The 13402-nt window shown below is 60.6% G+C and carries 14 protein-coding genes; 9 read left to right on the forward strand and 5 right to left on the reverse strand.

The features are described from left to right. The first annotated feature begins 10 nt into the window (after window positions 1-10). On the forward strand, window positions 11-925 hold the full coding sequence (locus RBI05_RS01435) for a LysR family transcriptional regulator (RefSeq protein ID WP_310549863.1): 915 nt from the start codon (window positions 11-13) through the stop codon (window positions 923-925). A 31-nt stretch (window positions 926-956) separates the two neighbouring features. On the opposite strand, the gene RBI05_RS01440 is transcribed toward RBI05_RS01435, so the two are convergent. After that, window positions 957-1622, reverse strand: coding sequence for a zinc metallopeptidase (locus RBI05_RS01440; RefSeq protein ID WP_150458259.1), 666 nt, complete (start codon window positions 1620-1622; stop codon window positions 957-959). A gap of 38 nt (window positions 1623-1660) precedes the next feature. After that, window positions 1661-2086 carry a MerR family transcriptional regulator gene (locus RBI05_RS01445; protein ID WP_150458260.1) on the reverse strand — a complete coding sequence of 142 codons (426 nt, stop codon included), beginning with the start codon at window positions 2084-2086 and terminating at the stop codon, window positions 1661-1663. A gap of 243 nt (window positions 2087-2329) precedes the next feature. Between RBI05_RS01445 and RBI05_RS01450 the strand changes: the two genes are divergently transcribed. From RBI05_RS01450 to RBI05_RS01460, 3 genes are read left to right on the forward strand one after another with little or no spacing between them, the layout of a single operon-like run. Continuing rightward, complete coding sequence (locus RBI05_RS01450) at window positions 2330-3727, forward strand: ammonium transporter (RefSeq protein WP_150458261.1); 1398 nt, start codon at window positions 2330-2332, stop codon at window positions 3725-3727. Between the two features lie 37 nt (window positions 3728-3764). Next, a complete protein-coding gene (locus RBI05_RS01455; RefSeq protein ID WP_310549864.1) occupies window positions 3765-4847 on the forward strand; it encodes a DUF294 nucleotidyltransferase-like domain-containing protein in 1083 nt (360 codons plus the stop codon). Further along, entirely contained in the window at window positions 4844-5587 is a 744-nt protein-coding gene (locus RBI05_RS01460; RefSeq protein WP_150458263.1) for an exonuclease domain-containing protein, read from the forward strand. Before RBI05_RS01455 ends, RBI05_RS01460 begins: the two co-directional genes overlap by 4 nt. Here the strand turns inward: RBI05_RS01460 and RBI05_RS01465 are convergent. Continuing rightward, window positions 5569-6075, reverse strand: a complete 507-nt coding sequence (locus RBI05_RS01465) for a M67 family metallopeptidase (protein ID WP_310549865.1) — start codon at window positions 6073-6075, stop codon at window positions 5569-5571. The two genes, RBI05_RS01460 and RBI05_RS01465, sit on opposite strands and share 19 nt — an antisense overlap. 131 nt (window positions 6076-6206) lie before the next feature. Here RBI05_RS01465 and RBI05_RS01470 point away from each other — a divergent pair, with 131 nt between their 5' ends. Further along, on the forward strand, window positions 6207-6857 hold the full coding sequence (locus RBI05_RS01470; RefSeq protein WP_310549866.1) for a TlpA family protein disulfide reductase: 651 nt from the start codon (window positions 6207-6209) through the stop codon (window positions 6855-6857). 68 nt (window positions 6858-6925) lie between these two features. Here the strand turns inward: RBI05_RS01470 and cimA are convergent, their stop codons facing one another. Next, a complete protein-coding gene (gene cimA / locus RBI05_RS01475; protein WP_310549867.1) occupies window positions 6926-8542 on the reverse strand; it encodes a citramalate synthase in 1617 nt (538 codons plus the stop codon). A gap of 189 nt (window positions 8543-8731) precedes the next feature. Here cimA and RBI05_RS01480 point away from each other — a divergent pair, with 189 nt between their 5' ends. The 3 genes from RBI05_RS01480 (at window position 8732) to RBI05_RS01490 (ending at window position 11943) form a co-directional block, all read left to right on the forward strand. Continuing rightward, window positions 8732-10024, forward strand: coding sequence for a DNA polymerase IV (locus RBI05_RS01480; protein ID WP_310549868.1), 1293 nt, complete (start codon window positions 8732-8734; stop codon window positions 10022-10024). A 132-nt stretch (window positions 10025-10156) separates the two neighbouring features. After that, window positions 10157-10393: a ferredoxin gene (locus RBI05_RS01485; RefSeq protein WP_150458268.1), complete on the forward strand. Its 237-nt coding sequence runs from the start codon at window positions 10157-10159 to the stop codon at window positions 10391-10393. A 116-nt stretch (window positions 10394-10509) separates the two neighbouring features. Beyond that, a complete protein-coding gene (locus RBI05_RS01490; RefSeq protein WP_310549869.1) occupies window positions 10510-11943 on the forward strand; it encodes a L,D-transpeptidase in 1434 nt (477 codons plus the stop codon). A gap of 19 nt (window positions 11944-11962) precedes the next feature. On the opposite strand, the gene RBI05_RS01495 is transcribed toward RBI05_RS01490, so the two are convergent. Continuing rightward, the gene (locus RBI05_RS01495; protein ID WP_310549870.1) at window positions 11963-12103 is read right to left on the reverse strand and encodes a hypothetical protein; all 141 of its coding nucleotides are present in this window, start codon (window positions 12101-12103) and stop codon (window positions 11963-11965) included. Window positions 12104-12309: 206 nt separating this feature from the next. Between RBI05_RS01495 and RBI05_RS01500 the strand changes: the two genes are divergently transcribed. Continuing rightward, entirely contained in the window at window positions 12310-13401 is a 1092-nt protein-coding gene (locus RBI05_RS01500; RefSeq protein WP_310549871.1) for a quinone-dependent dihydroorotate dehydrogenase, read from the forward strand. Window position 13402: the final 1 nt, after the last annotated feature.

Here is a 13402-nt window from a genome sequence, read left to right on the forward strand (position 1 = left end):
GGATCGACCCGTGGAGCTGAGACAGCTTCAGTATTTCTTGAAAGTAGCGCAGAAAGAGCATGTCACCCGGGCGGCGGAGGAGCTGCACGTGGCGCAATCGGCGGTCAGCCGCCAGATTCATCAATTGGAGCAGGAGCTGGGCGTGGATCTGTTCATGCAAAAGGGCCGTAACCTGCACCTGACCCCGGTCGGTCAGCTCTTCTGCAAGCGGGTGGAGACGATCCTGAAGGATCTGGACCGCTCGGTGGCCGAGGTCCATGAATTCCTGGACCCGGAGCGCGGGGAGATCCGCATCGGATTCCCGCACAGCATGGGCACCCATCTCATTCCGACCATCGTTGCCGAGTTCAAACAGCATTATCCGCATGTCCGCTTTCGCTTCAAGCAGGGAACGTATTCTTCGCTGATCAAGGATGTCCTGTCGGCGGAGGTTGATCTGGCCTTCATTTCGCCTTGTCCGGAGAGCAGCGGCCAGCTGTCGGGCGACGTTGTAATGACGGAGGAGCTGTTCGCCATTCTTCCGCCGGGCCATCCGCTCGCCGGGGAGTCGGTGCTTCGACTGGAGCAGCTTAGGGAAGAGCAGTTCGTCCTGTTCAGTCCCGGCTACTCGCTTCGGCCGATTGTCTGGCAGGCCTGCCTTCAGGCGGGGTTCACGCCGGAGATTGCATTTGAAGGGGGAGAGACCGATACGATCCGGGGGCTCGTTGCTGCCGGAATGGGGGTCAGTCTGCTGCCGGAGATGGCGCTGTTCCAGACCGGACGGCTTCAGCCCGCCCAGGTCCGCATCTCGGAGCCGCAGGTTACACGCACGGTGGGACTGATCTATCGTTCAGACGGCAAGCTTCCGCTCGTAGCGCGCTCCTTCCGGGCGTTCCTGCTGACTTACTTCAAATCCAGGCAAAATAATACCCCGGTCGGCATGTAGCCGACCGGGGTTGTCTTGTCTATGGAAGCCGTTAGTCTCGATTGTTGAAGATGCCGATCAGACGGATGAGCTCCAGCAGGGAGACGAGAGCGGCTGCCACATAGGTCAGCGCTGCCGCGTTCAGCACCTTCGCAACTCCGCGTTCTTCCTCGTTGCGGATATAACCCTGTTCCACCATCACCTGGCGGGCCCGGTTGCTGGCGTTGAACTCGACCGGGAGCGTAATCAACTGAAACGCAACGGAAGCGGAGAAGAAGATGATGCCGATTCCGATCAGGTTGAAGTAATTGAACATGAACCCGGCAAGCAGCAGGAACGGAGCAATCCCGGAAGCAAAGTTCACGAGCGGGAAGATCCGGTGACGAAGCACCAGCATCGGATAATGCACTTTGTGCTGGATGGCGTGGCCGACTTCGTGGCAGGCAACCGATACGGCCGAGATGCTGCGCTCGTAGTAGACCGGCTCCGACAGGCGGACGACGCGGTGAATCGGGTCGTAATGGTCGGACAGCGTGCCGGGAACCGGCTCGATCGGGATATCCTGCAATCCGTTGGAGTCGAGCATATGGCGGGCGGCCTCATAGCCGCTTAATCCGTTCTCGTTCGGTACCTGGGCATAACGGTTAAAAGTGCTCTTCACTCTGAACTGCGCCCAGATCGTCAAGATAAAGGCGATAATTATGAGCAAATAAATCATAAATAGTGTCCCTCCACTGTAAGTATGCAATAGCGGTATTACATCGGCGGCCCCTGCGACAGCAGCAGCCGAATCGCCTCCATGCAGGCCGCTCCCTGCGGAATCAGCCCTGCGAGCGCCCTGCGGGCCTGACTGGGCTTAAGTTGGCTCAAGAAAGGCTCCAGCGCTCTGACATCGCGTTCCACGCGCTGCATATGCGCTTCCAATTCGGCCAGCTTGGCGGAGACGGCGGGATCGGGCGCTGCCGGACTCCACTTCTCCAGCATGGATCGGATTTCTTCCAATGAATACTTCTCCTGCTTCAATTGATTAATACGCTCGAGAGCGACCAGGGTTTCACGGCTGTAGAGCCGGTAATTCTTCTGGCTGCGCGATTCGGGCGAGATCAGACCGAGCTTCGTATAATAATCGACCGTCCGCTCGCTGATGCCCGCCGCTCTGGCCAACTCGCCGATACGGTACAGGACGGTATCCCCAAGCGATCACCCCGTTTCTGTCATGTCCTATACTCATCATATCAACCCGAAACCGTACAGTCAAACGTCATGCTTTAGCGAAAATGTCTTCGGAAAAAGGCTGCCGGAAAGCACACCGCATTTTTTTTGGCTTTCCTGAAAAATATTCTTGTCAAGTTTGCTGCCATTGCTTATAATGACAATAAGAATTTCATCATTTGTCAGATTACATAACATAAGGAGTGGGGATCAATGAAAAGAAAATGGTTGTGCTTCATCTTAGCCATGATTACCCTCATGGTGTATCCGGTAAGTGCATTCGCGGCAGACGGACCGACAACGCCGGATTTGCAGATCGGTCTGGATACGGCGTTCACGTTCCTGGCCTTTATCCTCGTCTTCTTCATGCAGGCAGGCTTCGCGTTGCTTGAAGCAGGTTCGGTACGGATGAAGAATGCCGGCCACGTTGCCGGCAAGACGGTGCTGACGCTGGCAATCGCGTCGCTGTGCTTCTGGGCAGTAGGCTTTGCCTTCGGCTTCGGCAACGGGAACGACTTCTTCGGCACCACCGGCTTTATGTACAGCGGGGATTCGATGGTCAAGGATTTTGCAGATGCGCTGGGCTTCTCCGATGTGACAACGAATGTTAAATTTCTGTTCCAATTGGCCTTCGCCGCTGTATCGCTGGCCATCGTATCAGGCGGAATGGCCGAACGCGCCAAGCTGAGCGTCTACATTATCTTCGGCATTCTGTTCTCGGTCTTCATCTATCCGGTAGTGGCCCACTGGGTATGGGGCGGCGGCTGGCTCGCCGACCTCGGCATGCAGGACTACGCCGGTTCGACAGTCGTCCATCTGACAGGCGCAACCGCGGCGGTCGTAGCTACCATTCTGCTTAAACCCCGGCTCGGCAAGTTCAACAAAGAAGGCAAGCCGGTTATTATCCCGGGTCATAACCAAGTATTCACGGTTCTCGGCGTTATCATTCTCTGGTTCGGGTGGTTCGGGTTCAATCCAGGCAGCGCGCTGTCCCCGATGGGCGGATTCTTCGGCCATGTTGCTCTGACAACGAACATTGCAGCTGCGGCAGGCGGTCTGGCCGCTCTGATCGCTTCCTGGCTCTACTTCGGCAAATCCGATATTCCGGCTATGCTGAACGGGGTATTGGCCGCTCTGGTTGCCATTACCGGCGCCTGCGCCTTCGTTGAGCCCTGGGCAGCCGTCATCATCGGTCTGGTCGCCGGCGCTTTCACCTTCATGACCTCCCAGTGGCTGGAGCGCGCCGGTCTTGACGATCCAATCTACGCCTTCTCTGTTCATGGTATTGCAGGGATGTGGGGCGCCGTCTCCACAGGCTTGTTCGCAGACCCGGATCTCATCGAGGCCAATGCGCTCGTCGGCAAGGCAGGCTTGTTCTACGGCGGCGGCTTCCATCAGCTGGGCATCCAGCTGCTCGGCGTTGCCGGATCGTTCGCCTTCGTAGCCGTGCTGTCCTTCGTCTTCCTCTATATCATTAAAGTCGTCAACGGTCTTCGCGTAACCGAAGAAGAAGAACTGATGGGCCTGGACCTCAGCGAACACGGCACTTACGGATATCCGGAACAGATGAAGCTTGTGACGGATTCCGAGTCCAAGACGCTGGGCAACTGATCTGAAGCATTCACGGCTTACACGGGAGGCGGACCATATGCTACTGCCGGATACGAAGGATTGGGACGGACAGCCGGGGCTCCGGGGTCTGCTAACAGCCGGTTCGCCTTCGGAGTTAAGGCGCAGGCGCATGGAATGCCAGTCGATTCTGCTGGAACAGCTTCACACGCTGCCGATTGAAGTCTGGATGCAGCGGGTTAACCGAATGCACGATGCCGTGCAGGGCAGGGCGGTGGAACTGTGCGAAATGCAGATGGAAGAGGCGGGCCATGGCCCGCCTCCCTGTGCTTATTCCTTCGTTGTCTTCGGCAGCGCAGGGAGGCAGGAAGCGACTCTGTGGAGCGACCAGGACAACGGGCTCATTATGGAAGGGCCGGAGTCGGAGGAGCTGAGCCGGTATTTTGAGAATTTCGGATTCCGGCTGTCCCGCTTGCTGGCTGAGGTCGGTTATGAGAAATGTCCCGGCAAGGTCATGTGCTCGGAGCCGATGTGGAGAAAGACGCTGCCGGAGTGGAAGAGGCAGCTGGAAGAATGGAGGGCACGGTTCGAGTGGGAAGCGGTCCGCTATCTGATTATCGCTTCCGATCTGAGGCATATTGCAGGAGACCGCGCTTTGACCGAAGCGTGGCTGGATCATTTTCACGAGGGATTCCGCGACAACGAGCGGCTGCAGGTTGCCGTTCTGCGCAACACGGTGCGCCACAAGGCCACCTTGAATCTGCTTGGCCAGGTGATGACCGAGCGCTTCGGCGACCATGCCGGCGGATTCGATGTCAAATACGGACTGTATATTCCGCTGGTCAACAGTGTCAGACACGTATCCTTGTCCCGGGGCATTCGGGCCACCTCCACGCTGCAGCGCCTTGAACTTCTGGCGGAAGGCGGAGAGGAAGCTTGGACGGGCAGAGTGAAGGAAGCCTTCCTGACGGCGCTGGGCATGCGGGCCAAGACCGCCTATACGGTTCAGGAAGGAATGCTGAGCGGGAGCGATTACGCTTCGGAAGAAGCGCTTCAGGATAAACGGCTCCTGTCGGAGCTTCGGGACAGCCTGCTGCTGGTCCGGCGCATTCACCGCGCCTTGCAGCGCCAGCTTCGGTCAGCGGAAAGGAGACAGCTATGAAAGAACCGAAAGCGGGGGGATTCTGGAGTACACTGCGGCATGGAGGAATGCCCTCTGCCCTGGCCTCGATGCGCGGGGGGGCGGCTTCGCAGCAGTCGGCCCAGCAGATGGCGTTTCTGCGGTCGCTCATGCGGGAGAAGCGGCGTCCCGAAGTGCTGCATACGCCGCTGTCCCAACTGGAGACCGTCGTATTCGATCTGGAGACGACGGGGTTCTCGCATCAGGGCGGCGACGAGATTATTTCCTTCGGAGCCGTTAAGGTCATCGGGCAGGAGATTCAGGAGGAGACCTTCTATACCCTGGTCAACTGTACCTGTCTGATCCCGGCGTCCATTACCGAGTTGACCGGCATTTCGGCTGAAATGACCCGGGAAGCTCCTCCGCTCATCGAATGTCTGCACCGCTTCCTGTCATTCGTCGGCCAGCGGGTGCTGGTCGCTCATGCCAGTGCCCATGACAAGGCGTTCCTGAACACGGCGCTGTGGAAGACCTCCAAGGTCCAGCTGACGCACCGGGTGCTCGATACGATGATGCTGGCCCGCTGGCTGGAACCGAGCCGGAGCAGCTATACGCTGGATGAGCTGCTGGCCATTCACGGCATTCCGATCCGGGACAGGCATAACGCTCTGGCGGATGCGCGCATGACCGCCGAGCTCTGGGTTAGCTACCTCAGAGATATCGCCCGGCGGCGCCAAGTGGAGACGCTGGGAGACCTGTACGCTTATCTCAGCAGAACGTGAACCGGAATCGGAACCAGTTCAAGTGGAACCAGTTCAAGTTCCGCCCCCATGCCTGAAGGAATGCTGCCGTCCCTGTCGCGGCTGGACAGACGGTAGCCTCTCCAGACCGGCAGCTCGCCCTGCTGCGCGGGCGGGGAACCGATCAGACAGACGGCAAAGAGGGATTGCCATCCTGCCAGCCCGCGAAGATCCGCCGAGGAAGGCACCGGAGGAGAAGCGGGATGGGAATGGAACAGGCCGACAGGAGAAGGGGTCCGGCACACGGCCCGGACCCAATCGGCGGGATGCGGAACGAAGGAATGCAGCGGGTCAGGCGCTACGTTGCGCATCGGCATGTAGCCGTCGATGCGCATGCCTCCCGCTGCGGCAGCGCCCAGCAGGACGCCGCAGGCTTCGTGCGGAAGACTGGTCAGCAGATGCTTCCCCAGCTCTTGCTGTACGGCGGGCTTCAGCCGAATGGCTGAAATCCCGCCCTGGAAGGCTGTCATCGCTTTACCCCTCTCTCTTCTTGAGGATTTCGCTCCGGCGAAATCCTCTTTTTTTGGTGCGCTGCCGCCTGTGCCGTTTGAAACCCGGCGCGGCCGGGGACACTGGAACGACAAGGAGGGATGGTGCGCCAATGAACAGGAACCGGAAGACAATGCGCGGCTGGCTGGTCCTGCTGACGGCTCTGGCCGCAGCGGCGGGCGTGCTGCTCGGCCGCAGTGTATCGGAACGTCCCGGAGCCGGAGCCGTTCCGGCGCTGGCCGCCCGGCCGGCGCAGGAGACGGCAGCGGCGGCGGCCGAAGAGGTAAGGAAAGAGCTGAAGACCGGACCCGAGCCGGGGATGCGGGCTCCCGCTTTTACCTTGCAAGGAAGGGACGGCTCCGAATATCGCCTGGGCGGCGAGCGCGGGAAGGCGGTGCTGCTGAACTTCTGGGTGTCCTGGTGCGGCCCGTGCCGGGACGAAGCGCCGGCGCTGAACCGGATTGCCGAAGCCTATGCCGGGAAGCTGGACGTCTATGGGATCAACGTAACCGGATATGACGACCGCCGAAGCGCCGAGCGCATGGTGCGGAAGTACGGATTAAAATTCCCGATTCTGTACGACACGGACGGTTCGGTATACAGGCTGTACCGGGGGACGGTCTTTCCGACAAGCATCCTGATCGACAGGAACGGCGTCGTGACCGAGGTGATCGTCGGCGGCCTGAATGAAGAACGCCTAGGGCGGGCGCTTGGCCGGATGGAGCAGACGGTAGAGCAGAGCGCTCCAGGGCACTCCCGATAGCTGGAAAACAAGCGAAAAAGCCGCATCCGCGGCTTATTATGCAAGCAGGGCTGAGGCTTGAGAAAGGATTAATGGTTGACGAGGCCGCGCTGTCCGAATTCGGTCCGCACCGGCTGCGGCGAATGGAGACCGAGAAGAGCGTAGCGCATACTGTCCACCAGCGCTTCCCAGCTCGCTTCAATCACGTTACCCGAGACGCCGACGGTGCTCCAGGCTGTGCGGTAGTCCCTGGATTCGATCAGGACGCGGACCTTGGCCGCCGTCTGGTCCTGCTCATCCAGCACGCGAACTTTGTAGTCGGACAAGTGCATATCCCGCAGCGACGGAAAATACGGAATGAGCGCTTTGCGCAGCGCATTGTCAAGGGCGTTGACGGGACCGTTGCCTTCGGCCGCCGTATACAGGCTCTCGCCCGCGACATTCAGCTTCACGAAAGCTTCAGAGACAACGCTGCCGCCGGCGGTCTTCTCTACGAGCATTTTGAAAGACTCAAAGGTGAACAACTCGTCGATCTCGCCGGTCGCTTCTCTAAGCAGCAGCTCCAGCGAAGCGTCGGCTCCTTCGAACTGGTAGCCCTGATGCTCCAGCTCTTTGATCCGGTCGATAATCTTCCGGGCCTGTTCGCTGCTGGGGTCCAGATGGAGTCCGATCTGCTGCGCTTTGGAGAGCACGTTGCTCTGCCCCGCGAGCTCGGAGACGAGCACCCGCTGCTTGTTGCCGACCTTCTCCGGCTCGATATGTTCATACGTACGGGAATCGCGGAGAATCGCCGACACATGAATGCCGCCCTTATGGGCAAAAGCGGCCGATCCGACATACGGCTGGTTCACCGGCATGTTGACATTCGCAATCTCGCTGACGTAGCGGGCCGTATTCGTCAACTGGGCCATAGATTCAGGAGGAATACAGGTATAATCCATCTTCAGCTGAAGCGTCGGAAGGAGAGAGCAGAGATTGGCATTGCCGCAGCGCTCGCCGTAGCCGTTGACGGTGCCCTGAATATGCCGCGCTCCCGCCTGGACGGCGGCCAGCGTGTTCGCCACCGCAAGCTCACAGTCATTGTGCGTATGCACGCCAAGAGGCGCTCCCGGAAGGGTCAGACCGACGGCGGTGACGATCTCATGGACTTCGCCCGGCAGCGTGCCTCCGTTCGTATCGCACATGACGAGCCAATCCGCGCCCGCTTCCCGCGCCCGGGACAGCACGGCGGCGGCATACTCCGGGTTGTGCTTGTAGCCGTCAAAAAAATGCTCCGCGTCAAACACGACCTCCAGTCCGCTGCGCTTCAAATAGGCGATGGAATCGCCGATCATAGCCAGATTCTCTTCGAGCGTAGTCTGCAGAGCGGTATGCACATGAAAATCCCATGCCTTGCCTACCAGCGTGGCAGCCGGCACGCCTGCGGCCAGGATGCGCTGCAGGTTCTCGTCCTGTTCGGCGAGGGAATGCTTGCGGCGGGTGCTGCCGAAGGCGCTGATCTTGGCGCGAAGCCCGAGCGACTGGACCCTCCGGAAAAATTCAATGTCCTTGTTGTTGCTTCCCGGGATGCCACCTTCAATAAAATGCACACCCAGATCGTCAAGCTTTTTGGCGATCTTCAGCTTGTCGTCTGCGGACAGGCTGATACCTTCGCCTTGGGTGCCGTCGCGCAGCGTGGTATCGAAGATGGTGATGGACGTAGACATTATGAATCCTCCTTCAAAGGGAATGAATTCATCCATTATAGCATTTAACGCGGGAGTGTAACAGAGTGAACCGGCGGGAATAAGGAGCAGAGCAAAAGGGAAGTTCTGAATCCGCCGAGCCGCCTGCTGTGGTATAATAGAAGGTATCGATTTAATCGGATCTGCGAGGGACCGGAAGAAGGTGAGACCATGACGGAGGACGATGTTAACCGCTACTATCCGTTGAACGGCAGAGTCATTCTGCATGTTGATATGAATGCGTTCTACTGCTCGGTCCATGAAGCGGAGCAGCCGGAGCTCTATCGGGGCAAGGCGACGGCGGTGGCGGGCAGCGTAGAGCTGCGCAAAGGAATTATTGTAACCTGCTCCTACGCGGCCCGGCGGCTTGGAATCTCCACCGGAATGCAGGTTCAGCGGGCACTGCGGATCTGCCCGGAGCTGCTGGTCATCCAGCCGGATTTCCGGCTCTACCGCAAGTATTCTTCGGCCTTCATGAAGATTGCCTACAGCTATACGCCCCAGCTTGAAGCGGTCTCGATTGACGAATGCTATCTGGATATTACGGGCTCGAAGCAGTTCGGCACACCGCCGCAGATCGCCGAGACGATTCAGCGGCGAATCCGCGAGGAGCTGGGCCTGCCGTGCTCAATCGGCATCGCGCCGAACAAGCTGCTCGCCAAGATGGCCTCGGACCTCAAGAAACCAAGCGGCATCTCGGTGCTGCGCCTCCGGGACGTGCCTTCGGTTCTGTGGGAGCGGCCGTGCGAACAGCTCTTCGGCATCGGCGCGAAGACGGCGGAGAAGCTCCGGCGGCTCGGCATCTACAGCATCGGCCAGCTGGCGGCTGCCGACGAGAGCCTGCTGCGCGACGTCTTCGGCATCATGGGCTCCTGGCTCAAACGGGCGGCGAACGGTCTGGACGAATCGCCGGTCAATCCCGAGCCGGAGCAGAGCAAGTCAATCGGGCACACCATTACGCTGCCCGGCGACATTGCGGGACTCGCAGAGGCCCGCCCGGTCCTGCTCGGCATCTGCGACCAGGTCGCCCGCAGGCTGCGCCGGCAGGGACTGATGGCTTCGGGCGTGCAGATTACGATCCGCACGCCGGACATGAAGACGATTACCCGGTCCCGGCAGCTCGATACGCCGACCGAATCCGCGGAGGATGTCTACAAGGCGGCTTGCGGACTGTTCGGGAAACACTGGAAGGAAGACAAGCCGGTCCGTCTGCTCGGCGTTACGCTGCACGGTCTGCGGCCCAAGGAGGAAGCGGCGGTTCAGCTTGATCTGTTCGAGTACAAACGCCAGCCGAAGAAGGAATCGCTGAACAAGGCGATGGACATGCTGCGCAACAAGTTCGGCGAGAACGCCGTGCTGACGGCCGGCATGCTGGCCGATCCGAAATCCGCTCTTCTTCGGGACGACAAAGTCCGGGGAACGTCGCTTCAGAAAGATAATCTCCATCATCCCGGAGAGCGTTAGAGCACGGCAGACTGGCGTGCGCAAAGCGGCGATCAAGCCGTAAGGTTCGCCAGAATGTCGTTGAAATCGGGCGCTAATTAAGGTATGATGGACCATACATGATTTGGCGAATAACAGGAGGCGTAATAGATTATGGCGAAGTATACCTGGGTCGAGAAGGACACCTGCATCGCATGCGGCGCATGCGGCGCGACGGCCCCTGACATTTATGACTACGATGACGAAGGCCTGGCTGAAGTCATCTACGAGAATGACGGCAACCGCGGCGTAACCGTAATTCCGGACGAGCTGTTCGAGGATCTTCAGGATGCCTGCGACGGCTGCCCGACCGATTCGATCAAGATTGCGGACGAGCCTTTCAACAAGTAAGATTCCTTTTGCCTCGCCCGGCAAAAGGACCAATAAGAGACATCCCGTATCCGCAGGAAGTGCGGCGGGGTGTCTCTTTTGCTGTTACCCCTTGAGAGCGGAGGGCAGAGGACGCCATGAAGAATTCGCAATACCTCAAGCAGTATGTGCAGAATCATCCCGAGAACAAGATGGCCTGGTATTTGCTGGGCAAGGAATATTTGAAGAGCGGGCAGGAGGGCAAGGCGAATTACTGCTTCAACCAGGCGGGGGGCGTCTACGAAGCGTTCGAGCACAGCAAGGTGCCCGCCGACCTGCTCCGCGATTACGAGGAGCGGCTGCTCGAAGCCGGGCGCGAGAAGGAGCGCCGCCGGCTTCGGCTCCGCCGCTCGTTGCTTGCGCTGATCCTGGCGCTGCTCGCGCTGATCCCGGCGAACGCGGCCGCTCCGGGCGGCGGCCCCGCGGCGCGGCCGGTCGCCGCGGTCCCGGCGGCTGCGCCGGCTGGCGAGGCTGCGGCAGGCACTGACGGCTCCGCCGCAGCGCCTGCGCCGCAGAGCGCTCCCGCGTTCACGGCGCGGGAGGCCGGCGCAGCGGGCTTCGCGAGCGCGGCTGCGCAGCTCGCGGGCCCGGGGACCGGGCCGGGACCGCAGACGACGGCGGTCCTCGGCATGGAGCGCGCCGGGCGTTGGCTGCTGTGGCGCGAGAAGCTGCCCTTGTCCTTCTCGGCCGAGAAGGACGGGCGGGGCAAGACCACGATCACGGCGTACGATGCCGCCGTGTGCTCGTGCACGCCCGGCCGTCCGGACGCCGGGCTCGCCGCCGCGGCGGCGCAGTGGCAGGCGCGCGAGGAGGAGCGCGCCGTGCTGGCGAGCGCCGTCGCCGCCTTCCGGGCGGCGAAAGGGCGCCTGCCGGCGGGAGCCGGGGAATTGGCCGGGGACTACCCCGGCAATTGGCTGACCGGCCTGACGCCGGCGATGGAGCGCGAGCTGACCGGCCTGCTGCGGGCAGCTGCGTCTGCTTCCGGCGGCGGGAACGCCGCGCCGCCGGGAAGCGCGGCTCCGGGCGGAGCCGGAGCGGACGGACAAGCCGGGCCGCCGGGCGCCGGAGGCGGATCGGGGGCGCTTTTCAGCCAACCGCTTGAGATCATTGTGGACAAGGCGAATCACCGTCTGGCGCTGGTCAGCGGGAATGTGATTCTGCGCAACTACAAGGTGGGGCTGGGCGGAGAACGAACGCCGGAGGGGCGTTTTGTGCTGACGGACAAAGTCGTGAATCCGAACGGGAAGGACGACGGGGATTTTGGCAGCCGGGGCATGCAGCTCTCGGATACGAATTACGCCATTCACGGAACGAACGAGCCGGACAGCATCGGCAAGGACGAGTCGCTGGGCTGCGTGCGGATGGGCAGGGCGGACATCGAGGAACTGTTCGATCTGGCGCCCCGGGGTACGCCGGTGAGCATAACAAAAGGGGTTCTGCCCGATGAGCCGCTGCATCCGCAGAACCGTCTGGATCTGCCGGATGCAGGGAATCAGACCAACCCCCGCAAAGTATACCGCTGGCTGAATTAGCATGCAGCTTGTCTACAATTCAGCTTCCCGTGACGACCAGAAGAACGCCGACGGCAATGACAATTGCAGCAAGGGTGAGACTGATCCACAGAATGGCGCCGCGGTTGACCTCTTCCTTCTTCTGCTGCAGGGTTGGGGGCTTGCGTTTGTTGGCTGACATAGGACTCGACCTTCCTTTTCTCATAAATCGGATAAGACGCCGTGTACGCCCTCTATTGTAATGCGTTTTCAACAAAAATACTATACTCCCGGTCATACCGCCGGGCCGCTCCGCCGAAGGGCGCGAGGCAGACAAAAACTTTTCTTTTGGGGCGGAAACGGCTAGAATTAAGAAGAAACCCTGGAACCCCAAGAGGAGCGAGAACGGTGCTGTATCCCTATGTAGCGAAACCTTTATTCTTCAAGATGGACCCGGAAAAAGCGCATCACCTCGTCGTCGGCGGACTTGCGAAGACCGGCGGAGTGCCGGGCGGCTCATCCGCGCTGCGGCTGATGTACGGCGTGCCGGAGACACCCGAGCTTGCGGTCGATCTGTTCGGCCTGCATTTTCCGAGTCCCGTCGGCCTTGCCGCCGGCCTCGACAAGAACGCGCAGGCGGTCGAAGGCTTCTCCAGCATCGGCTTCGGCTTCATGGAGGTCGGTACGGTTACGCCGCGGCCCCAGCCGGGCAACGAACAGCCTCGGCTGTTCCGTCTGCCGGAGGATGAGGCGCTGATTAACCGGATGGGCTTCAACAACGAAGGAGCGGCCGCGATGGCCGGCCGTCTGAAGAAGGCGCGCCGCCGCATCCCCGTCGCCGTGAATATCGGCCGCAACAAGACGACGCCCAACGAGGCGGCCCATGACGATTACCGCGAGTGCATCCGTACGCTGTATCCGTACGGTGATTTTTTTGTCGTGAACATCAGCTCCCCGAACACGCCGGGGCTTCGCAGCCTTCAGCACGGGGAAGAGCTGGCAGCGCTGCTGGCGGGCGTGCGGGAGGAGATGGAGCTGCAGCGGGACAAGAGCGGCCGGCCGAAGAGCCTGCTGGTCAAGATTGCGCCCGACCTGTCCTCCGAAGAACTGGAAGGCATTGTACATACCTTGACGGAGGCCCGGGTTGACGGCGTCATTGCCACGAACACTACGATTTCAAGAGAGGGTCTGACCCACCGGCATGCCGGAGAGACAGGCGGGCTGAGCGGCCGGCCGCTTGCGAAGAGGTCGACGGAGATCATATCGGCGATTTACCGCCAGACGGGCGGCCGGCTCCCGATCATCGGATCGGGCGGCATTTTTACGGCCCGGGACGCTTACGATAAAATCAGAGCCGGCGCGAGTCTGGTTGAAATTTATACCGCGCTGATCTATGAGGGGCCGGAGGTGAACCGGCGCTTGCACGCCGGGCTGCGGAATCTGCTCCGGCGCGACGGCTTCGGGCATATCTCGGAAGCGGTCGGAGCGGATCACCGCTAAA

Origin of the sequence: Paenibacillus glufosinatiresistens, assembly GCF_031470375.1 — a bacterium.
GTDB classification, from domain to species: Bacteria; Bacillota; Bacilli; order Paenibacillales; family Paenibacillaceae; genus Paenibacillus_AQ; species Paenibacillus_AQ glufosinatiresistens.

Coding starts and splice junctions, on each gene's coding strand:
- RBI05_RS01455 (WP_310549864.1), top strand. CDS start 3,765: ATGCTACTGCCGGATACGAAGGATTGGGACGGACAGCCGGGGCTCCGG.
- RBI05_RS01470 (WP_310549866.1), top strand. CDS start 6,207: ATGAACAGGAACCGGAAGACAATGCGCGGCTGGCTGGTCCTGCTGACG.
- RBI05_RS01450 (WP_150458261.1), top strand. CDS start 2,330: ATGAAAAGAAAATGGTTGTGCTTCATCTTAGCCATGATTACCCTCATG.
- cimA (WP_310549867.1), bottom strand. CDS start 8,542: ATGTCTACGTCCATCACCATCTTCGATACCACGCTGCGCGACGGCACC.
- RBI05_RS01490 (WP_310549869.1), top strand. CDS start 10,510: ATGAAGAATTCGCAATACCTCAAGCAGTATGTGCAGAATCATCCCGAG.
- RBI05_RS01495 (WP_310549870.1), bottom strand. CDS start 12,103: ATGTCAGCCAACAAACGCAAGCCCCCAACCCTGCAGCAGAAGAAGGAA.
- RBI05_RS01485 (WP_150458268.1), top strand. CDS start 10,157: ATGGCGAAGTATACCTGGGTCGAGAAGGACACCTGCATCGCATGCGGC.
- RBI05_RS01440 (WP_150458259.1), bottom strand. CDS start 1,622: ATGATTTATTTGCTCATAATTATCGCCTTTATCTTGACGATCTGGGCG.
- RBI05_RS01465 (WP_310549865.1), bottom strand. CDS start 6,075: ATGACAGCCTTCCAGGGCGGGATTTCAGCCATTCGGCTGAAGCCCGCC.
- RBI05_RS01480 (WP_310549868.1), top strand. CDS start 8,732: ATGACGGAGGACGATGTTAACCGCTACTATCCGTTGAACGGCAGAGTC.
- RBI05_RS01460 (WP_150458263.1), top strand. CDS start 4,844: ATGAAAGAACCGAAAGCGGGGGGATTCTGGAGTACACTGCGGCATGGA.